At 58.8% G+C, this 21,006-nt stretch carries 20 protein-coding genes; 6 read left to right on the top strand and 14 right to left on the bottom strand.

The genetic code is table 11. The features are described from left to right. Nucleotides 1–2,390: homocysteine S-methyltransferase family protein (locus V3W31_01030; protein ID MEE9613522.1), on the bottom strand; the 2,390-nt coding region annotated here is incomplete at its 3' end. Between the two features lie 269 nt (nt 2,391–2,659). On the opposite strand from V3W31_01030, the gene V3W31_01035 reads away from it, so the two are divergent. Both V3W31_01035 and V3W31_01040 read left to right on the top strand, forming a co-directional pair. After that, the gene (locus V3W31_01035) at nt 2,660–3,112 is read left to right on the top strand and encodes a hypothetical protein (GenBank protein MEE9613523.1); all 453 of its coding nucleotides are present in this window, start codon (nt 2,660–2,662) and stop codon (nt 3,110–3,112) included. Between the two features lie 139 nt (nt 3,113–3,251). After that, complete coding sequence (locus V3W31_01040) at nt 3,252–3,965, top strand: hypothetical protein (GenBank protein MEE9613524.1); 714 nt, start codon at nt 3,252–3,254, stop codon at nt 3,963–3,965. 51 nt (nt 3,966–4,016) lie between these two features. Here V3W31_01040 and V3W31_01045 read toward each other — a convergent pair whose 3' ends face one another. Then, entirely contained in the window at nt 4,017–4,823 is an 807-nt protein-coding gene (locus V3W31_01045; GenBank protein ID MEE9613525.1) for a hypothetical protein, read from the bottom strand. 20 nt (nt 4,824–4,843) lie between these two features. Then, a complete protein-coding gene (locus V3W31_01050; GenBank protein MEE9613526.1) occupies nt 4,844–5,314 on the bottom strand; it encodes a peroxiredoxin in 471 nt (156 codons plus the stop codon). Nucleotides 5,315–5,448: 134 nt separating this feature from the next. On the opposite strand from V3W31_01050, the gene V3W31_01055 reads away from it, so the two are divergent. Beyond that, the gene (locus tag V3W31_01055) at nt 5,449–5,997 is read left to right on the top strand and encodes a mechanosensitive ion channel domain-containing protein (protein ID MEE9613527.1); all 549 of its coding nucleotides are present in this window, start codon (nt 5,449–5,451) and stop codon (nt 5,995–5,997) included. 150 nt (nt 5,998–6,147) lie between these two features. After that, nucleotides 6,148–6,426, top strand: coding sequence for a hypothetical protein (locus V3W31_01060; protein ID MEE9613528.1), 279 nt, complete (start codon nt 6,148–6,150; stop codon nt 6,424–6,426). Between the two features lie 100 nt (nt 6,427–6,526). On the opposite strand, the gene V3W31_01065 is transcribed toward V3W31_01060, so the two are convergent. The 3 genes from V3W31_01065 to uvrB all read right to left on the bottom strand — a co-directional run bounded on the left by V3W31_01065 (nt 6,527) and on the right by uvrB (nt 9,258). After that, nucleotides 6,527–6,931: a type II toxin-antitoxin system death-on-curing family toxin gene (locus tag V3W31_01065; GenBank protein ID MEE9613529.1), complete on the bottom strand. Its 405-nt coding sequence runs from the start codon at nt 6,929–6,931 to the stop codon at nt 6,527–6,529. Continuing rightward, nucleotides 6,928–7,170 (bottom strand): AbrB/MazE/SpoVT family DNA-binding domain-containing protein, encoded by a 243-nt coding sequence (locus V3W31_01070; GenBank protein ID MEE9613530.1) that lies wholly within the window; start codon nt 7,168–7,170, stop codon nt 6,928–6,930. Before V3W31_01070 ends, V3W31_01065 begins: the two co-directional genes overlap by 4 nt. Nucleotides 7,171–7,242: 72 nt before the next feature. Next, nucleotides 7,243–9,258, bottom strand: coding sequence for an excinuclease ABC subunit UvrB (gene uvrB / locus V3W31_01075; GenBank protein ID MEE9613531.1), 2,016 nt, complete (start codon nt 9,256–9,258; stop codon nt 7,243–7,245). A 143-nt stretch (nt 9,259–9,401) separates the two neighbouring features. Between uvrB and ileS the strand changes: the two genes are divergently transcribed. Next, nucleotides 9,402–12,191, top strand: coding sequence for an isoleucine--tRNA ligase (ileS, locus tag V3W31_01080; protein ID MEE9613532.1), 2,790 nt, complete (start codon nt 9,402–9,404; stop codon nt 12,189–12,191). Beyond that, nucleotides 12,170–12,691 carry a signal peptidase II gene (gene lspA / locus V3W31_01085; GenBank protein ID MEE9613533.1) on the top strand — a complete coding sequence of 174 codons (522 nt, stop codon included), beginning with the start codon at nt 12,170–12,172 and terminating at the stop codon, nt 12,689–12,691. Before ileS ends, lspA begins: the two co-directional genes overlap by 22 nt. Nucleotides 12,692–12,721: 30 nt before the next feature. On the opposite strand, the gene V3W31_01090 is transcribed toward lspA, so the two are convergent. The 8 genes from V3W31_01090 to V3W31_01125 all read right to left on the bottom strand — a co-directional run. Beyond that, the gene (locus V3W31_01090; GenBank protein ID MEE9613534.1) at nt 12,722–13,462 is read right to left on the bottom strand and encodes a PilZ domain-containing protein; all 741 of its coding nucleotides are present in this window, start codon (nt 13,460–13,462) and stop codon (nt 12,722–12,724) included. A 265-nt stretch (nt 13,463–13,727) separates the two neighbouring features. Further along, entirely contained in the window at nt 13,728–14,471 is a 744-nt protein-coding gene (locus V3W31_01095; GenBank protein ID MEE9613535.1) for a TIGR02266 family protein, read from the bottom strand. A 122-nt stretch (nt 14,472–14,593) separates the two neighbouring features. Then, complete coding sequence (gene topA, locus V3W31_01100; GenBank protein MEE9613536.1) at nt 14,594–16,723, bottom strand: type I DNA topoisomerase; 2,130 nt, start codon at nt 16,721–16,723, stop codon at nt 14,594–14,596. 24 nt (nt 16,724–16,747) lie between these two features. Beyond that, on the bottom strand, nt 16,748–17,866 hold the full coding sequence (gene dprA, locus V3W31_01105; GenBank protein MEE9613537.1) for a DNA-processing protein DprA: 1,119 nt from the start codon (nt 17,864–17,866) through the stop codon (nt 16,748–16,750). A gap of 30 nt (nt 17,867–17,896) precedes the next feature. After that, on the bottom strand, nt 17,897–18,985 hold the full coding sequence (locus V3W31_01110) for a LysM peptidoglycan-binding domain-containing protein (protein ID MEE9613538.1): 1,089 nt from the start codon (nt 18,983–18,985) through the stop codon (nt 17,897–17,899). Between the two features lie 13 nt (nt 18,986–18,998). Continuing rightward, nucleotides 18,999–19,640: a tol-pal system protein YbgF gene (gene ybgF / locus V3W31_01115; protein ID MEE9613539.1), complete on the bottom strand. Its 642-nt coding sequence runs from the start codon at nt 19,638–19,640 to the stop codon at nt 18,999–19,001. 172 nt (nt 19,641–19,812) lie between these two features. Continuing rightward, on the bottom strand, nt 19,813–20,448 hold the full coding sequence (yihA, locus tag V3W31_01120; protein MEE9613540.1) for a ribosome biogenesis GTP-binding protein YihA/YsxC: 636 nt from the start codon (nt 20,446–20,448) through the stop codon (nt 19,813–19,815). 21 nt (nt 20,449–20,469) lie between these two features. Beyond that, nucleotides 20,470–21,006, bottom strand: a 537-nt coding sequence (locus V3W31_01125) for an ATPase, T2SS/T4P/T4SS family (protein ID MEE9613541.1), incomplete at its 5' end; no start/stop codon positions are given.

The raw sequence follows: 21,006 nt of genomic DNA on the forward strand, positions 1-21,006 counted from the left end.
ACAAGCCTCTTCATCTTCTCGACGGCCTCGGTCGCCTCCCCGCCGTACTCGTCCGCGCCTATCTTCCCGGCGAACTCCGGGGTAACCACCGCCCCTCCGACGACCGTCTTAACATCCACACCGTCGGCCTTGAGCTTTTTAATCACGTTGCCCATCTCCGTGACGGTCGTGGTCATTAGCGCGGAGAGGCCCACTATGTCGGCCTTCCCGTCCCTTGCCGCGTCGACTATCTTCTTGGCCGGGACGTTCTTGCCGAGGTCGGTGACCTCGAAGCCGTGGTTTTCGAGGAGCGTGCAGACTATATTCTTCCCTATGTCGTGTATGTCGCCCTCGACCGTGGCCATGACGACCTTCCCGAGCGAGTGGCCCTTCTTTCCCTTGAGCTCCTTCTTGAGCCTCCCGAACGCCTTCTTCATCGTATCGGCCGAGAGTATCACCTGCGGGAGGAAGTACCTGTTCGACGCAAAAAGCTTCCCGACCTCTTCGAGCCCTGGAAGGAGTCCGTCGTTGCTTACCCTGACGGGGTCCCAGCCCTTTTTAAGGGCCTCTTCCACGAGCCCGACGACGTTCTCTTCGTCTCCGTCTATAACGGCCCGCGCGAGCCTCTCTTTAAGGCCCGTCGGTTTTTTCTCCGGGGTTTTATCTTCCGCCCCTCCCGCCGCCTGAAACCTCTTGACGTAGCCCTCGGCCCGTCTGTCCAGGTCGAGCAGCACGAGCGAAGCGTGGTAGGCGTCCATCATCCGTTCGTTCTTCGGGTTTATTATGGCGCTCGTAAGGCCGCTCGCGAGCGCCATGGAGAAGAAGTTCGAGCTAACGGTCTCCCGCGAGGGCAGGCCGAAGGAGATGTTGCTCACCCCGAGTACGGTCGAGAGGCCGAGCTCTTCCCTTACGAGCCGTATGGCGCGGAGCGTTTCCCTGGCGGCCCCCGGCATGGCGCTTACGGCCATGGCCAGGCAGTCTATCACCAGGTCTTCCTTCCTTATGCCGAGCTTTAGTGCGCGCTCGAGTATCTTCTCGGCTATCCGGAGCCTTTCTTCGGCGGTCTCGGGTATGCCCTTATCGTCGAGGGTCAGGCCGAGCACGGCGGCGCCGTACTCCTTTGCGAGAGGCAGTACGGTCCGGAGTTTCTTCTCCTCGCCGCTTACCGAGTTTATGAGCGGCTTTCCGTCCACGGCCTTTAGCCCGGCGAGGAGCGCTTCGGGGTCGGCCGAGTCTATCACCACGGGCAGGGCGGAGTTGTCGTTCACCGCGAAGACGGCCCTTTTCATGGCCGCCGGCTCGTCCACCCCCGGCACCCCGACGTTCACGTCGAGCGCGTGCGCCCCGGCCTCGGCCTGTTCGCGGGTTTCGTTTCTGATTATGGCGGTCTTGCCCTCTTTTATCTCGGCCGCGAGTTTCTTCCTGCCCGTCGGGTTTATCCTCTCGCCTATTACGACGGGCGGCAGGCCGGGGCCGAAGGTTATAAAACCGGTCCTGCTCGCAAGGGTCGTGCATGTGGGGTTTTCGGGTTTGGTGTCGGGCTTTAGCGCCCTGAAGGCCCCGCCCATCATTTCCATGTGCTCCGGGGTGGTGCCGCAGCAGCCGCCGAGGACCCGCACCCCCACGGCTACGAAGTGCGGCACGTAGTCGGCCATCTCCTCGGGCGTGGCCGGGAAGACGGTTTCGGTACCCTTTAAGACCGGCAGCCCGGCGTTCGGCTGGGCTATAAGGGGCAGCGCGGTAACCTTCCGCATGGCCGAGACGGCCTTGAAGATACCCTCCACCCCGAGTGAGCAGTTGGCCCCCACGCAGTCCGCCCCGAGCGAGTCGGCCACTATGGCGAAGGCCTCGGGCGTGGTGCCGAGCACCGACCTCATCGACTGGTCGAACGTCATGGTGGCGACGACAGGGAGGCCGGTCTTCTTCGAAGCGATTATGGCCGCCCGCATCTCCTTGATGTCCATCATCGTCTCTATGATGATGAGGTCGGCGCCGGCTTTTTTTAATGCCGCGGCCTGTTCGGTGAATATCTCGATTGCCTCGTCGAACCCCATATCGCCGACCGGCTCGACGAACCTTCCGGTGGGCCCGATGTCCCCGGCGACCAGGCCCCGCTCTCCCACGGCCTTGCGGGCGCATTTAACGCCCGCCGCGTTTATCTCCCCGACTTTTTCCCCGAGGCCGTACTCGGCGAGCTTTACCCTGTTCGCCCCGAAGGTGTTCGTGGTGGCGACGTCCGCGCCGGCCTTTCGGTAGGCGCGGTGTACTTCGGTCACCATCTCCGGGGCGGTCAGGTTAAGCTCGTCGGGCGAGCCGCCGGGCTTCATGCCCAGCCTCTGGAGCATGGTCCCGGTGGCCCCGTCGAAGACGACGGGTTTGCGCTCAAGGGTTTTTTTGAAATCTCTCGGCATGGCGGAACTTCCCTGTTATTATGTGGTTTACGGCGATTTACGGGTTATTGTATACTTTTATTTCGGCTCTATCAAGTGGGTATTTCGGGCGTTGGTGTTGACAAGGCGATTTCACGGGGTACACTCATGGTTATGGACGAAAGGAGGCAGAGACGATGGTCGACATAAAGTGGGAGACCGACTTCAAGGCGGCGCTCGATAGGGCGAAGGCCGAGGGAAAACCCGTACTGCTCGACTTCTACAACCCCGGGTGAATAGGCTGCAAACGTATGGATGCGGTTTCGTATCCTAAAAACGGGGTCTGGGAGTTCATAAGCGAGAGGGTCGTGCCGCTCCGGCTCAAGTCCGACGCCCAGCCGGAGTCTTCGGACTTCAACGTCAAATGGACGCCCACGCTCGTCACACTCGACCCGGATGGCGTGGAGCACCACCGTACCGTGGGCTTTCTTGCGGCCGAGGAGCTTATGCCGTCTATCGTGCTCGGCATAGCCAAGGTGCACTACGACGCGGACCGGTTCGACGAGGCGCTCGGGGGGCTCAAGGAGATAGAGAAGGACCACCCGGAGAGCGACTCCACGCCCGAGGCATTGTTCCTTAAGGGCGTCTGCCTCTACAAGAGCACTCAAGAGCCCTCGCACCTTAAGTACGCCTACGAGAAGCTCAACTCCAAGTACCCCGGCAGCGAATGGGCCCGGCGCGCCGACCCGTATAAGCTGCTTTAGGGGAGGGGGTTAGAAAAAGGCGGGTCCGCAACGGACCCGCCTTTTTTGCCGTGCGAAAGCGGAACGGTTTCTAACTACCTGGGAACGGGGAAGCCGAGAGAGAGAGAACGCAGAGCGATAAACTGAAGAGGCCGATAAGATGTATAAGCATAAGGTCTGTTTCTACCTTTTTATTTTTCTGGTAACCGGCTGTGCCGGTATTAGAGAAATGGCTACTGTTGAAAGGGTTAAATTAACCTGCGACGATATAGGACGGGAAGTTGAAAGGGATTCAACAGCTTCACCCGTGGCGCTTGGAATCGGAGGGGTTAAAGACAGCCGTTCCGACCCCGAAAGTTTAGGTCGGATAATAGTCTCAAGCTGGAACCCCATCCTCGGCACATGGGTATGGACTCCGGCGGGTCCAGCCTGGCTTCCTATACCCGCGCCGGATAGTCGAGAACTTATGCTGAAAAAAGGTGTTGAGTTCGACAAAGTCCTGCTTGCAGACGTGGTCAGGATTTTAGAGTTCAACAATTTTGTCGTGGTTGACGGACCAGACCGGCAGTTAAGGCCGTCCGTGCTGCTTAACCTGGAGGTCATTAAGGCCGAGGCCGAATCGGTTCAGCCCAAGATCATGTTGTTCGACAGGGGAACCATTGCCGGAACGGTCGTCTTTATTGCAACCTTCGTTGATGTGGAAAGCGAGAGGCGCTTGGAAAAGACGTTCGTCGGTGAAGAAGCGGTAAGGACCGGTTATTTCACGAAAGAGCGTTATGAGGAAGTTCTGAGCGAAGCCTATTGCCGCGCGCTTAATTCATTCGCAGATTTTCGTTATAACAGCGAAAGGGGAAGTAAGGAGGGACGGCAATGAACAGGAGCCACGCAATAAAGATCTTTTCCGGGAAAAGGGTGCCCACTACCGTCACCCCTTACCCCCCCCATATAGATGCCCTCCGACCCTTCTCATCCAGCCAAGCTCCTCCTCCGTCATGGCTCCCCGGTCGAGCACCTTTAGATTCTCCCTGAGCTCCCCGGCGTTCTTGGCCCCGACAAGGCACATGTCGACGGACGGGTGGCTGAGGACGAAGCGGTAGCAGTCCGAGGGCGTGGGGGTCTTCTCGCCCGGCGGCATCTTATTGGGGTTCATGAGCCTGCCCCAGCACGTCGCCGTGTACGTGACCACGCCGGGCCTCTTATCCTCTTTTATCTCGCCTAAGAAGGGGAACGTATCTTGCTCCGCGCCGCTGTGGACCGCGTTATAGCGGATGTGAAAAAGGTCGAAGATGCCCTCCTTTGCCAGCTCGCCAAAGAGCTTCCTGTTGTGTCCGGAGAGGGCGATGTATTTACAGAGACCGTACTCTTTCATCCTCAGAGCCCGGTCGATTATCCGTTGGGGGGGGCGGCTGTTGTACCAGCCGAGCAGCAGCACGTCGCCGTAGTGGAGGCCGAGGCGCTTGAGCGCGCCCGCGTAGGAGTACTCCATGTGGGAGGCCAGGCGGGTAAAGCACGGGATCACGACGATAAGGTCGTCGCGCTTTCCCCTGCTGCAGATGTTCCTTACGGCCCGCGCCAGCCCCTCCCTCCGGAACGAGCCCCAGTAGAAGTAGTTGCACCCCCGCTCGAACGCCTCTTCCATGGCCTCGGCAGGGGCCCCGTAGCCGGAGGATAGACCCAGCCGTCCCACCCGGAGGCCGGTACGGCCGAGTACGCGCTGGTCACCTATGCTCATACGGGCAGGCTCATGCGCGCTTAACCACCGAGCGCCTCAAGGACCTCGTCGACGTGTCCCTCCACCTTCACACCGTACCAGGCCTTTTTGATAAAGCCCTTCTCGTCGACTATGAAGGTCGAGCGGATGATGCCGAGGGCGGTCTTACCGAAGCTCTTCTTCTGGCCGTAGGCGCCGTAGACCGTGGCCACCCTCCTGTCCCGGTCCGAGAGGAGAGGGAAGTTGACGCCGTGCCCGGCGTGGAACTTCTTGTGGGAGTCGATGTTGTCCGGGCTTACGCCGAGCACCACCGCGCCCTTGCCGACGACCTTTTGCAGGTTGTCCCTGAAGTCGCACGCCTCGGTCGTGCAGCCCGGCGTGTTATCCTTCGGATAGAAGTAGAGGACCACCTTCCTGCCGGAAAAGCCGGTAAGGGAATACTCCCGCTCCTTGCCCTTCTCGTCCAGACCCTGCAACTTGAATATCGGGGCCCTGTCTCCCTCTTTTAGCATGGCCAGCCTCCTTTCCTATTCTACTACCGGGATTTTACCACAAAAGCGCGGCCACGGAAGCCCCTTTGTTTTAGTTGTTGACAACTTCGCGTCCGGGACATATCATTTACCGTGTCCTTGCGGAGGAAGAGCTATTGCTGCTTCAGGTAAAGAAGAACGAGCCTGTGGGGTTCTGGGAGGGTTTTCTGGTCCAGGCGGCGGACTACGCGCCCAAGCTGCTTCTGGGTCTGGTGGTCTTTTTCGCCTTCTGGCTCGCGGCCTCGATGATCGGAAAGTTCATCCGCCGCTTCGGCGAGAGGACGGGGCTCGACCCGCACGTCCTGAACCTCATAAGGCAGGTCGTAAAGACGACCCTCATAGTGCTCGGGTTGGTGACCGCTCTCGGGACCGTGGGTATAAACGTCTCGGCGCTCGTGGCCGGGCTCGGCCTCATGGGCTTCGCGCTCGGCTTCGCGCTTAAGGACGCGCTCTCGAACCTGCTCTCCGGGGTGCTTATCCTGGTATACCGCCCCTTCAAGATAGACGACCGCATATCGGTTGCGGGCATCGAGGGGGCCGTAGCCAATATCGACCTCCGCTACACCACGCTCAAGGATAAGGGAAAGACCTACCTCATCCCCAACTCCACACTCTTCACCAAAGCCATAACCATCCTCAACTCCGGAGAGGACAAGCAGCCGTAACTAAAGAAAATCCTTCCTTTCCGACCCTTTTACGCAAACCCGTATTGAGTGTCCCCAATATCTCTGGTAGAGTTTATATATAAAGGGATGGAGAGCTAAAATACGCTCCCGGCGCAAGCCGGGGGCTTCAAATAGAGAAGGAGGGTCGTCATGGAAGGGGAGAAAAAAATCGGACTGCACAGGATGGTGGTGGAAAAAAGCCCGGAGGAGCACTTCGACAGGATCAACGAGGTAAGAGAGCGGGTGGTACCGCTCCTGACGCTCATGAGCCATTCGGTGGAGATTAACCCGAGGGCGGGCGACATGCTCACGAACGAGGAGCTCGGAGGGCTCGGGCTGCTCTTGAAGGACATGATGGAGGACGTCTTCGAGGCCACCGACGGGCTCTACGAGCTCTGTAAGGAGAGCAAGGAAGCCAGGCTCTCGTAAGGCCGAGCCGGGCACCGGCGTACAGAAGGGAACTCCCTTAAGGGAGTTCCCTTTTTTTGTGATACGGGGTGGGGGTGGGGGGGTGCTTTGTCGTTTTACCTCAACCCGCCTTCACCGAGTTCTTCTTGAACCATTTCGCAATCTCTTCGGGCCTGACGCGCCCGGCGGCCGCTTTCATGGTAAAGCGTTCGAGTTCCCTGTTTGTGGCTTCGAGGCGGTAGCCGTTTCGCAGAAGAAATATCGAGGCGGCGGCTATGGCTGTCCTCTTGTTCCCGTCCACGAAGGGGTGATTCTTTATGATGGAGTGCATCAGCGCTGCGGCCTTGCCGAAGATGTCGGGATAAAGCTCCTTTCCGTCGAACGTGGCGCGGGGCCTCTGGAGGGCCGACTTCAAGAGGGCCGGGTCGCGCATGCCGTGGTTTTTGATTCCCCCTCCCCCCCCACCGGTCTCCTCCATGATGCGATAGTGGATGAAGAGTACCTGCTCGGGGGTAAGGGGCTTCACTTGGAGAGCGCCTTTAGGGCGGGCCGGTACCTTTCTATGAACTCGTCGACCTGCGAGGCGAACTTTTTGTCTATGGAGCCCCGGGCCTTCTCGGCCTTCGGCTTGATGATTATCCTTTTCGTTTTTTTGTCCACCTCTACCTCGACCCGGGAGCCCACCGAGAGGTGGAGCTTTTCGAGCATCTCCCTGGGAATGGAGACCCCCTGGCTGTTGCCTATGGGACTTATCTTTCTCAGCATGACCGTCCTCCTGTTATTACCATGTTATAACATGGGGGCGCTGATGTCAACCGGTTTTCCGCCTCAGGCGGTCTACCCCAGCTCCACCTCCATCTTTTCAAGTACGCCTATCTTGTCCCTGAGCTCGGCCGCGCGCTCGAACTCGAGCCGTTTGGCCGCGGCCCCCATCTCCTTACGGAGCTTCTTGATCCTGCCCGGTATCTCGTGCGGGGCTATATACTCCTCGGTCTCCTCCTGCGCGGTCTCAACCGTGTAGTAGTCGGCCTCGTATATCGAGCTCATCACGTCCTTTATCCTGCTCTTTATGGTCGAGGGGGTTATATCGTTATCCCTGTTGAACTTCCCCTGTATCTTCCTGCGTCTCTCGGTCTCGTCGATCGCGGTCCGCATGGAGCGGGTTACGGTGTCGGCGTAGAGGATGACCCTTCCCTCGACGTTCCGTGACGCGCGGCCGAAGGTCTGAATCAAGGAGCGCGCCGAGCGAAGAAAACCCTCCTTGTCCGCGTCGAATATCGCGACGAGCGAGACCTCCGGCAGATCGAGCCCTTCGCGGAGCAGGTTTATCCCCACCAGCACGTCGAACTTGCCGAGCCTCAGGTCCCGGATTATCTCAACCCGTTCGAGCGTCTCAATGTCCGAGTGCAGGTAGCGCACCTTGAGCCCCAGGTCGTCGTAGTACTCGGATAGGTCCTCGGCCGTCCTCTTGGTAAGGGTGGTGACGAGCACGCGTTCTCCTCTCTCGACGCGTTTTTTTACCTCGCCCATGAGGTCGTCCACCTGCGAGTCCACGGGCCTTATCTCGACCTCCGGGTCCATGAGGCCGGTGGGCCGTATTATCTGCTCGACCACCACCCCGCCGGACCTTTCCAGCTCGTGGTCCCCCGGCGTGGCGGAGACGTATACGGTCTGCCCGACTTTTTTTTCGAACTCCTCGAACTTGAACGGGCGGTTGTCGAGCGCCGAGGGCAGGCGGAAGCCGTAGTCGACAAGGGTCGACTTTCTGGAGCGGTCGCCGTGGTACATGCCGCCTATCTGGGGTGTCGATATGTGGCTCTCGTCCACGAAGAGAAGGAAGTCGTCGGGGAAGTAGTCGATGAGGGTGTAGGGCGGCTCTCCCGGAAGCCTCGCGGCGAGGTGGCGCGAGTAGTTCTCTATGCCCGGACAGTAGCCCATCTCCTCCAGGAGTTCGAGGTCGAACATCGTCCTCTGCTCCAGCCTCTGCGCCTCGACGAGCTTTCCCTCCTTCTTGAGCGTGGTAAGCCTCTCGCGCAGCTCAACCCGTATGTCCTTTATGGCGCGCCTCATGTTCTCCTTCGTCGTGACGAAGTGGCTGGCCGGGTGGATGAGCGCCTTCTGAACGCGGTTTATGACTTTCCCCCTCATGGGGTCCACCTCCGATATGGTCTCTATGGTGTCGCCGAAGAACTCGAAGCGCAGCGCCGTCTCTCCCTCGTAAGCCGGGAAGACCTCCACCGTGTCGCCCCTCACGCGGAACGTGCCACGGTGGAAGTCGTAGTCGTTCCGGTCGTAGCGCATATCGATGAGCTTTCTCAGGAATTCGTCCCTCCCGGCCTCCATGTCCTTTTCGGCGTAGAGGTGGATCTTGCCGTAGTCGTCCGGCGAGCCGATGCCGTAGATGCAGGAGACCGAGGCGACGATGATGACGTCCCGGCGGGTCAGGAGAGAGTGGGTGGACGAGTGGCGGAGCTTGTCTATCTCGTCGTTTATCGAGGCGTCCTTCTCGATGTAGACGTCCGATGCAGGGACGTAGGCCTCGGGCTGGTAGTAGTCGTAGTAGGAGACGAAGTACTCGACGGCGTTCTCCGGGAAGAGGTCGCGGAACTCGGCGAAGAGCTGGGCGGCGAGGGTCTTATTGGGCGCCATGACGAGCGCGGGCCTGCCCATGGCCTCTATCACGTTGGCCACGGTAAAGGTCTTGCCCGAGCCCGTGACACCGAGGAGTGTCTGGTGGCTCCTGCCCTCTTCGATGCCCCTTATGAGCTCCTCTATGGCCCCGGGCTGGTCGCCGCCGGGGGTGAACTCGCTCGTGAGCCTGAACGGAGAGTTTCCTTTACGCCTTGTTCCCATCCTTGAAATTCTAACGGATTACCCGACGATTTACAATGGCCACGAAGTTGTCAGGCCATAAAACTGTTCTATTTTCAGCTACTTTGTGGTATTAAATACCACTACTTTATGGGAAAAACGGAAAAAAGGGAAAAAAGGGGAGTATGGACTACAAAGACAGCTTGAACCTGCCGAAGACCGAGTTCCAGATGAAGGCCTCTCTGCCGAAGACCGAGCCCGAGGCCATAAGGCGCTGGGACGGCGAGGGGCTCTACAGGAAGATCATGGAGGCCGGAAAGGGGAGGGAAAAGTACACCCTCCACGACGGCCCGCCCTACGCCAACGGCAGGATACACATGGGCCACACGCTCAACAAGATACTCAAGGATATCGTCGTGAAGAGCAGGTTCATGTCGGGTTTTTCCACGGACTACGTGCCCGGATGGGACTGCCACGGCCTGCCCATAGAGCTGCAGGTGGAAAAGGATCTCGGGAAGAAGAAGGAGGAGAGAGGGAAAAACCTGTCCAAGCCCGAGATAAGGAAGCAATGCAGGGAGTACGCCGGGAAGTACGTGGAGATCCAGCGCGAGGAGTTCAAGAGGCTCGGTATCTTCGGCCAGTGGGACGAGCCTTATCTGACGATGGACTTTTCCTACCAGGCCGCTATCATGAGGGAACTGGGAAAGGTCCACGCCGCGGGGCTCGTCTACCCCGGCAAGAAACCGGTCCACTGGTGCGCCTCATGCCGTACCGCGCTCGCCGAGGCAGAGGTCGAGTACGCGGACAAGGAGTCTCCGTCGGTCTTCGTCAAGTTCCGGGTAAAGGACTCCAAAGGGAAGTTTCCGGGTGACAGGGATACATACCTCCTCATATGGACGACGACGCCCTGGACCCTACCGGCGAACCTCGCAGTAGCGGTCCATCCGGAGATAAACTATAAGTCCGTAAAGGTCGGCGAAGAGGTCTGGGTCCTTGCCGAAGAGCTCGTGGGGCCGTGTATGGAGAAGTTCGGCATAGAAAAATACGAGCCCCTTGATAGTATCGCCGGAAGCGAGCTCGAAGGCATAGTCTGCACCCATCCCTTCATAGACCGGGAGTCGAAAGTCCTGACGGCCGGGTTCGTAACCACCGAGGCGGGCACGGGCTGCGTGCACATAGCGCCGGGCCACGGGCAGGACGACTACCAGCTGGGCTTGAGGCACGGCCTCGATACCTACGCCCCGGTCGATAACTACGGTAAGTTCACAAAGGAGTTTCCGGAGTTTGAGGGCCAGTTCGTCTTCAAGGCCAACAGCGGGATAAACGCGCTCATGCAGGAAAAGGGCGTGCTCATAAAAGAGGAGAAAATCTCGCACTCATACCCGCACTGCTGGAGGTGCAAGAAACCGATTATCTTCCGCGCCACGGAGCAGTGGTTCGTTTCAATGGAGGAGAAAGATTTGAGGAAGCGGACACTCGAGGCCATAGATAAAGTAGAGTGGATACCGTCCTGGGGCAGGGACCGGATATACGGGATGATAGAGAAAAGGCCCGACTGGTGCCTGTCGCGCCAGAGGGCGTGGGGCGTGCCCATACCCGCGCTTAACTGCAAGGGCTGCGACAATACGTTCCTCGACAAGAAGGTGATAGACCACATGGCCGAAGCCTTCGAAAAGGAGGGCGCGGACATATGGTTCGAGAGGGGGGTAGGTGAGCTAGTCCCTTCCGGCGTTAAGTGCCCGGAATGCGGGGGGACGGAGTTCCATAAGGAAGAGGACATACTCGACGTATGGTTCGACTCGGGGGTGAGCTTCGCCGCCGTAACGGAGAAGAGGGAAAATCTGAAAAGCCCGGCCGACCTCTACCTCGAGGGGAGCGACCAGCACAGGGGCTGGTTCCACTCTTCTCTGCTCGCTTCGATGGCCACGAGGAACAGGCCGCCTTACGGCGCGGTCCTCACACACGGCTTCGTCGTGGACGGCAAGGGCAGGAAGATGAGCAAGTCGCTCGGTAACGTCATGGCCCCGCAGAAGGTGATAGACAGGTACGGGGCCGAGGTGCTGAGGCTCTGGGTCGCCGGAGAAGACTACCGCGAGGACATACGCATCTCCGAGGAGACGTTAAAGAGGCTCTCCGAGGCCTACAGGAGGATAAGGAACACGTTCCGCTACATACTCGGGAACCTCTACGACTTCGACCCGGAAAAGGATTCCGTCGCTTACGACGAGCTCGGCGAACTCGACCGCCTCACCCTCCACAGGCTCGAGGTGCTATCGAGGCGGGTCTTGAAGGCGTACGACGAGTTCGAGTTCCACACGATATACCACGCGGTCCATAACTTCTGCTCGGTGGACCTTAGCTCCTTCTACCTCGACATAATAAAGGACAGGCTCTATACGTCGAAGGCGGATTCAAAGGAGAGGCGCGCGGCACAGACCATCATATATAACGTGCTCGACCGGCTTCTTCGTCTTACCGCCCCTTTGCTGGTCTTTACCACGGACGAGGCCTGGGGTTTTATCCCGGGAAAGAGGGAGGAGAGCGTGCACCTCTCAGGGTTTTCCGAGCCGAGGGAAGAGTGGCTCGACGACGGGCTCGCGGAGAAGTGGGAAAAACTCTTAAGGGTAAAGGACGAGCTGTCGAGGGCGCTTGAGGAGGCCCGGAAAGCGAAGGTAATAGGGCACTCTCTGGACGCGAAGGTCACGGTCGTTCCGACCCCGGAGCTCAAAGAGCTACTCACCGAAGAGGCCGGGACGTTGAAGGAGATGCTTATAGTTTCCCAGCTCGAACTCTCGGACGCTCCGCCGGAAGGGGGAGAAGGGGCGTCCGAGTTCCCGGAGATACAGGGCCTCAAAGCCTCGATAGGCAAGGCCGACGGTGAGAAGTGCGAGAGGTGCTGGAACTACAGCCCCACCGTCGGGGAGAGCTCCGAACACCCCGCCGTCTGCGAGAGATGCCTGAAGGCCCTGACATAAGAAGGATAAGGCTCATAGCGCTTACCGTCGGTACCGTCGCGGTACTGGACCAGCTTACCAAGTTAATCGTGGCCCACTACCTTTTTCCCGGCGAGACGGTGGAGGTCATACCCGGTCTCTTCAACCTCGTCTACTGGAAGAACCCCGGCGCGGCCTTCGGGATATTCAAGGACGGAGGGCTTTTGAGGACGCTCTTCCTTATCGGGGTTTCGGTCGCGGCCCTCGTCCTGATAGGCATACTCTTAAGGCAGTCCACGGACACCTTTACCGACCTCTCCCTTTCTCTTATAGCGGGCGGCGCGGTGGGGAACACCATAGACAGGGTACTGCTCGGGGAGGTGGTGGACTTCCTGGACTTCCACGCGGGCGGGTGGCACTGGCCGGCCTTCAACGTGGCCGACTCTGCCATAACGGTGGGGGTAACTCTGGCGCTGATAAGCTTTTACTTTAAGGGGGCGGGGAAAGCCGATGGCCCCGATAACACTGATACGGGTGGATGAGGGCGTAAAGAAGGCCGGAGCCTCCCCCCTCTAGTAGTATACGGGCAGTCTTTTAAGCTCTTCCTCCACGAAGTCCTGGATGGTCTGCTGGTCCTCGGCGGAGATGGATACGAACGATACGCCGGCCCCGACGAAGAGATTGTTCGTGGCGTCCGACGGGGTCGACCACTTGACGGTCGCATCGAGGCTGAATGTCCTCTCCGTGCCGGGGAGTGCGAACTTGAGGCCCACCGCCGCATTCGGAGGGAGCTCCTTGGTCGTGTGAAGGAAGATGCCCGTAGCGCTTATGTTGAGCAGGAACCCGTTATGGGTGGCGTCGCCTACGGTCAGGACCACCGGGGCCGCCACCGGCACCCTGTACTTCTTCCTTCCGTGGGTGTCGTCCTTGTAGAGCACCTCGTTTATCGTGTAGACCACCTGCTCCGGGGTAAAGCCCTTTATTAGAAGCCCCTCCGAGCCGAGGGACCGGAGGCGTTCGATGACGGCGACCGGCTCGTAGACCCCGGTTATCGTGAGCAGCGGGACCTTGCCGATGTAGCCGTTCTCCCCCATCCACTCCATGACCTTGAAGCCGTCGAGCTCGGGCATGTGGAGGTCGAGGATGAGGAGGTCCGTCTCTTCCTTGCCTTCCTGCAGGTCCTTTATAACTTCTTTCCCGTCGCCCGCGAGCCTTACCTTGTGCCCGGCTGCCATGAGTATAGTGCTGAGCTTTATCTTGAAGAAGATAGAGTCGTCGGCGAGCAGGATATTTTTAGGCTTGTTCGTAATCATGGCAACCCCCAAAAAATAATTATACCACGACACCGAGGCGATTTGTAGCCAAAAAGTCGAGGCACCATGATGGTGTTTTAATCTCATGACGGCCGCCGGGGTGCGAGATAGCAATGCTGTATTGGGCCGCTTATGACATTAACCGTGCGGCAGCACCTTAACCTTTAAACTTCTTGGACTTCTTAAACTTTGTAGTATCGTTGAGAGGTGTGGGACAAGTAGTATTGCAAAGAGGCGAAGACGCGCGGGCCGTAGCCCGTGTAGGCTAATACCCGGCTAAATTTTTAGCCTCGGCCTCGACGAATTTTTCTATCGCCTTCCGGTCGTCGGTGTCTATGAAGGTGAACATAATGCCCGCGCCGGAGAAAAGGCTCCTGGCGGTCCTCCCCCGGGAGGACCACCTTACCATGCCCTCGGCCTCGATAGTCCTGTCGGAGTCGGGAAGCGAAAACGCGTGCTGCACGACCGTTCCCGGCTTGAGCTCTTTTTTCGTGTGCAGGAACAGCCCTCCGGGGCTTATGTTGAGGAGGAAGCTCTTGAGGATGGCGTCCTTCACGGAATAGTCGACCTGCATGGATACCGGGACCCTCGGAGCGGACCTCTTCGAGGAGTGGCTTTTTTCGGGGAATAGGAGGGTGTTTACCTGAAAGACGATCTTCTCGGGGGAAAAGTCCTTTGTCCAGACCTTCCTTACCCCGAGCCGCGCGAGGCGCTCCTTTACCTCCCCCGGGTCGTATGCGCCCGTTATCACCATAACCGGGAAGCTGCCGTAGAGGTTGTTTTTCTTGATCCACTCGAGCACCCCGAAGCCGTCGAGTTCGGGCATCTGGAGGTCGAGTATAAGGAGGTCCACGCCGCCGGGGGAGGCCTGTATCTTTTCCACGGCCTCCTGCCCGTCATTGGCGGACTCGACGTTGTGTCCCCCCTCGGCCAGTATGTCCGCAACTTTCGTACGGAAGAATACGGAGTCGTCTACGAGGAGAATATTTTTTGCACTCTGCGTTACCATAAACCCGCGGAACCCCCTGGTGTGCTACGAAGTTGTGATAGCTATTATAGATTATAATAGAGACGGATTTGGATTGCAAGGAAAAAGTTGCCCTTTCGGGCAGGAAAAAAAGGGGAGGAAAATCAGTCGGTTTTGGCCTTTTCGGGGTTTTCCCAGGTGGCGTACTTACATTTGGGGTAGTTGGAGCAGCCGTAAAAGAGCCGTCCCCTCTTGGATTGCTTCTCATTGAGCGTCCCGCCGCAGCCTTCCTCGGGGCAGGGGACCCCGGTTGAGAGGGGCTGGGTGCTCTTGCAGTCGGGGTAGTTAGAGCAGGCGAGGAAGCGGCCGTAACGGCCGGTCTTTACGACCATGGCCCCCCCGCACTTCGAGCAGTCTCCGCGGATCTCCTCGACCCGCTCAACGACTTCTACCTTCCCGGATTCGTCGGCCTTGAAATCCTTTGTGTTCTTGCACTCCGGGTATCCGGGACAGGCCAGGAACTTCCCTCTCCTCCCCCACTTTATGACCATCAGTTTACCGCACTTATCGCAGGTGATATCGGTGGGGACCTCTTCTCCCTTCACGCCCTTGATGGAGGTCTTGGCCTTATCGAGGCTCTCTTTGAACGGGCCGTAGAACTCTTTCATAAGGTCGAGCCAGGCCGTCTTGCCCTCCTCGATACTGTCGAGCTCCTCTTCGAGGTGCGCGGTAAACTCCACGTCGAGGATCTTGGGAAAGCCCTCCACCAGCATGTTGGTGACGAGAAAGCCGAGTTCGGTCGGGGAGAGCCGGTTTTTTTCCTTTACCACGTATTCCCGGTCCTGGATGGTCGAGAGGATGGAGGCGTATGTGGAGGGCCTGCCTATACCGTTCTCCTCGAGCTGCTTTACCAGCGTGGCCTCGCTGAACTTCGGCGGCGGCTGGGTGAAGTGCTGTCCGGGAGTGATCTCCTTTGGCTTCAGCGCCTGCCCTTCGCCAAGGACGGGCAACTTCTTCTCCCCTTCTTCGGTCTCGTCGTCCCTGCCTTCCTCGTAGACCGCCGTGAAGCCCGGGAACTTTACGACCGAGCCGTTCGCCTGGAAGAGGTAGCGCCCGGCGGTTATGCCCACGGCCGTCTGGTCGAGCAGGGCCGGCCGCATCTGCGAGGCGACGAACCGGTTCCATATGAGCTGGTAGAGCCTCCACTGGTCCCTCTGAAGGAGGGGCTTTACGACCTCCGGAGTGTACTTCAAGTATGTGGGCCTTATGGCCTCGTGGGCCTCCTGGGCGCCCTTCCTGCTCTTGTAGAAGTTGGGCTTGGCGGGGAGGTAGTCGGCCCCGTACTTCTTCTCTATGAAACCCCTTACCGAGGCGAGGGCTTCGTTCGATACCCTGGGCGAGTCGGTACGCATGTAGGTTATAAGCCCCACCGGCCCCTCATCCCCCATCTCTATCCCCTCGTAGAGCCGCTGGGCCAGCATCATGGTCTTTTTCGCCGAATAGGAGAGCTTCCTTGCCGCCTCCTGCTGGAGCTTGCTCGTTATGAACGGCGGGAGAGGGTTCTTCTTCCTCTCCTTCCTGGTGATGGCGGTTATCTCGAACCCCGCCCCCTTGAGCTCCTTCAGAATCGATTGGGCCTCGTCCTCGTTCTTTACATCTATTTTTTTATTGTCCCTCTTTGCGAGCTTTGCCTCGAACTTTTCGAAGTCGGCGATTATGGACCAGTACTCCCTGGGTTTGAACGCCTTTATCTCTTCCTCCCTCTCGCAGATAAGCCTTACGGCCACGGACTGGACCCTGCCGGCGCTCAGCCCGCGACGTATCTTGTCCCACAGTATGGGGCTCACCTGATAGCCGACGAGCCGGTCGAGGATACGCCTGGCCTGCTGCGCCTCGAACTTGTTCCTGTCCAACTCCGTCGGGTTCTCTATGGCCTCCTTCACGGCCTTTTCGGTAATCTCGTTAAAGAGGACCCGGAAGATACTCCCTTTCTTCCCGTTAATCTCTTCGGCTATGTGCCAGGCTATGGCCTCCCCCTCCCTGTCGGGGTCCGGCGCGAGGTAGACCTTGTCCGCCTTCTTGCCGGCCTTCTTGAGGTCGGCCAGGGTCTTGCCCTTGCCCTTTATCTTGACGTAGTTGGGCCGGAAGTCGTTCTCTATGTCCACGCCGAGCTCGCTCTTGGGCAGGTCCTTTACGTGTCCGACCGACGCCATTACGGTAAAGTTCTTTCCGAGGAACTTATTGAGCGTCCTTGCCTTTGCCGGCGACTCGACTATGACCAGTGATTTTGCCATTTTTTTCCGTTTCGTCCTATTGTCTTAGAATTTTTTAAAAAACAGTTTCCCGGGTTGCTGCTCCACGAACCCCTTTAGCTCCATCTCCAGGAGCGTTGCCGAGGCTTTTTGGACCGGCATTCCGGCCCTCTCCGCTATACGGTCTATGTGCAGCGGCTCGTCGCCCAGGAGCGCCATAATCGCACTGCCCTCGGGGCCGAGGGCGTCGGCGGCGGGGGCGGCGGGACGCTCGGGCTTTCGTTCCGGCACGGCAAGCGATAGGGCGTTTAAGATATCGTCCGCGTTCTCCACGAGCGAGGCCCCGTCCTTTATGAGCTTGTTCGCGCCCGCGCTCTTCTCGCTTGTGGCCTTGCCCGGAAGCGAGAAGACCTCCCTTCCCTCGTCAAGCGCGAGCCGGGCGGTCATCATGGCCCCGCTTCTGGCCGGCGCCTCCACCACCAGGACCCCCAGAGCGAGGCCGCTTATTATCCTGTTCCTCCGGGGGAAGTTCTGCGCCAGCGGCGGCGTTCCAAAGGGGAACTCGCTTATGAGCAGCCCCTTTGCCGCGATCTCATTGTAAAGACCCTCGTTCTCCCCGGGGTAGACGCGGTCTATGCCCGTGCCGAGCACCGCCGCGGTCTTACCCCCCCCACCCCCCCCGTCGAGCGCCCCCCTGTGTGCCGCCGAATCGCAACCCCTCGCCATGCCGCTTATGACGACCACACCCGCCCGGGCCAGGTCCCTTGAGACGGCCGCGGCCATCCTGAGCCCGTAGTGAGTCGCGCGCCGTGTGCCGACTACCGCGACGACGGGAAGCTCCCTATCGTAAGGGGTGCCCTTCAGGTAAAGAAAAAGGGGCGGGTTGTGAATGTGACGGAGCGGTTCCGGATACTCTCCGTCTTTTATCGTTAAGAGCGTTACGCCGTGCTCTTCTATAAGGTCCAACTCCCTCTCGACCCATTCCCAGTCGGACCTCTTTAACCTGCGCGCAATATTAACGGCAGGGTTGTTTCCCCTGCCCCCCCTGCCCCCCTTGCCGCTAAAGATATCTTTTGCGTCTTTTGCTTCTTCGACGGCCTCTTTCAGGGCCGTCCTCTCCACACCCCTGACTCTCCCCATCCCCCTGCCCAGGGCGAGCCAGTATTTAAGCCTCTCCCTGTCCACCTTGCGTCGCGGGGGGACGGTCCGTCCCGTTCACTCCGAGGGCCCGGAGGTGCTTATGTAATCGCCCACGACTATGGAGATTGTGCTGTCCAACACCAAACAGGTCGAGGTGTTGTCCCCGGTGTCTATCACGAGCGCGGAGCCGAGCCTTTTCGGGGGCAGGGGGATCAGCTTTTTCCTGTCCAGGGGGTCTTTAGCCGCCTTCCTCTCCCGGTATACCCCGAGGACGTTACCCACCTGGAGCCCGTCCTCGGCGCCCTTGTCCACGTACATGACGTCGTTTTCGGAGAGCTCGTTCCTTCCCTCTATGCCGGCTACTATAATACTATCGATATCACCGGCCGTATCGACCAGCTTCACCTCATTAACGAGTTCTTTGAAGGGCAGGATTTTCATCCCCACCAGTATCTCCTTATAGACGCTATCTATCCTGCCCTCTATGGCCTCGTCGGCCTTCGTTATCGTAAGGTTTCCGACATTCTCCACGATGTTGCCCATAAAGCGTTTCGTTTCCGGGTGGAACACCTCTTTGCCCACGGAGAATATAGTGAACCGCTTCCCCTCAAAGATCTGGTCCGGGTCCTCAAACGAAAGGAAGAGCTCGTCGCCTGCGACCATAAGCAACTTTTCGTCGTCCTTGCCGGCGGCTATGGCGCCGCTATCACCAAGCTCTTCCTTCGAGACAAAGCCGCTCCTCTTTATAGATTGGGAGCTTATTTTCTTTACGTCCGGAGGGGTCGGGATAGAGGGCTCCTCGACGGCCTCGGGCTCCGGCTGTGAAGGCGGAGTGGGCGGCACCAGCTTTGTCTCGGGCAAGAGCGGCTTCACCGGGAGGCCCGCGATATCGTCCGGTGTCAGCACTTCAATGCCGTCGGGCGTTATCCTTACGATATTGCCGGGGTATATCAGGTGGGGGTTCTTTATGTATGGATTGCGCTTCCAGAGGTGCGGCCATCTGAAGGGGTCGTTAAAGAACTTTTCGGAGATGTCCCAGAGGGTGTCACCCTTTTTTATCGTGTGATAAACAGCCTCCCCCTCTTTGACCTCTTCCGCCGCGGTGACGACCGGGGCCAGTGTCACAACAGCCGCGCATAGAAAAGCGAAAAGTTTTTGCATCATGGGCTTCCCTTCTTCAGTTTAAGGGTGAGATCTCTTCGAGTTTCTCCCCTGCCTTGTCAGCCGCCCCGGATTCGGGGTAGAGCTTGATAATTCTTTTAAGCACGGAGCTCGCCTTCCCGGCCTCGTGGAGTTCGATATGGGAGAAAGCGACCTTCAGCAAGGCGTCCGGGGCCTTGTTCTCCCCGGGGTATCTCTCCGCCACTTCGTTGAACTTCGCCAGGGCCTTTTCGTAATCTCCCTCGGAGTAATATGCCTCTCCGGACCAGTAAAGGGCGTTGTCCGCGAGGTTGTGGATCGGGAACTCTTCAACAAGCCGCGAGAACACCTTCCTCGCCCTTTCGTACTTGCCGGCGATAAAGAGGTCCTGCCCCCTGCTGTAGAGCTGTTCCGGGCTCGGGCCCTTACCTCCGCCCGTCACCTCACGCTCCTCGGCCGCCGGTTTCTTTTCGGTAAGCTTTACTACCTTGAGCCCTTTCGGCGGTGCGGTCGAGAACCCCTCGGCCCCGGACTCTCCGGCCGACCCCCCGACGGCCTCCCTGTTGGCTTCAACCTTTTCCTGAAGCAGGAGGAACTTGTTATTAAGCTCGTCGAGCCTGTCGTTTATTTTATCGACGGAGTCACGGAGCTCCACCACGGGCGTCGGTTTTTTCGCCACCGCCGCCGTCCCCCCCACCGGTTGTGGACGGGTCCCTTCCGGAAGGGTGGCACAGCCGCCCGCGGCAAGGGCCATGGCCGCCAAAAAAATTTTTACAGTACGTATCAATTCATCTCATCAGTATACGCCGGGCAAACCGGGCAGACCGCTCCGGCATGGGGGTAAAGACCCCTTAACCGACGTTCCGTTCAAAGGGTAATCCTCTTTTGCTTTTTTTGTCAAGAGGAATTTCTTCACCCAGCATCTTATCCATCGCTTTTAAGAGCTCTGTTTTGCCCTCACCACCGGTCGCCGAGAACGTAAGCAGGCCGTCGAAACCGAGAGACTTCTTTATGGCAATGATGCGGTTTGAGAGCTTGTTTTTCGAAAACTTATCACTCTTGGTAAGGACGGTAAGGAGCGGTATTTCCAACTCCTCGATCCACCGGTAGAGCTCGAACTCCGGTTTGCCCGGGTCCCTCCTGGAGTCGAGGATTACGACCGCGCCCCTGAGCCCTGAGCTCTCCGTGAAGTACTGCTCTATTGTCTGCTTCCAGCCTTTCCGTTCCCTGAGCGGCACCTTCGCGTAGCCGTAGCCGGGCAGGTCCACGAGGTAGAAGGAGCCGTTTATTCTGTAGAAGTTTATCGTTCTCGTCTTCCCCGGCGTGGAGCTGGTCTTTGCCAGACCCTTTCTGCCGACGAGCGTGTTTATGAGCGACGACTTCCCTACGTTGCTCTTTCCCACGAGCGCTATCTCCGGCAGGCCGTCGGCCGGATACTGTGAGCTCCGGACCGCGCTCGTAGTGAACTCTGCGGAACGTATCTTCATCTTTGCCGGTACGCGGCGAGTCTATCCGGTTACGGAGACCACCTCTTCGTAGGTGGTCTCCCCTTCGAGCATCTTCCGTATCGCGCCCTCCCGGAGCGTACCCATGCCTTCCTTCCTCGCGGCTTCGTAGAGGTTTACGGAGCCCTCCTTACGGTTAATTACGGACCTTATTTCCGACGACATGGGCATTATCTCGAAGACCCCGGTCCTGCCCCTGTAGCCGGTGCTCCTGCACTCGGTGCACCCCTCGCCGTAAGCCACCTTGTGCTCCTGGTCTTTGAGCCGGAGGTAGGCTGTCTCTTCGGGCTTCAAGAGCCTCCCGCGCTTGCAGTGGATGCATATCTTCCTAAGGAGCCTCTGGGCCACTATGCCGAGCACGGTGGAGGATATGAGGAAGCCGGGCACGCCGAGGTCCAGAAGTCTGGTGATCGAGCTCGGCGCGTCGTTGGTGTGAAGGGTGGAGAGGACGAGGTGTCCGGTAAGCGCGGACTGCACGGCGTTATTGGCAGTCTCCTGGTCCCTTATCTCTCCCACCATTATTATGTCCGGGTCCTGCCG

The sequence above is a fragment of the Thermodesulfobacteriota bacterium genome, from assembly GCA_036482575.1.
Lineage (GTDB): Bacteria > Desulfobacterota > GWC2-55-46 > GWC2-55-46 > JAUVFY01 > JAZGJJ01.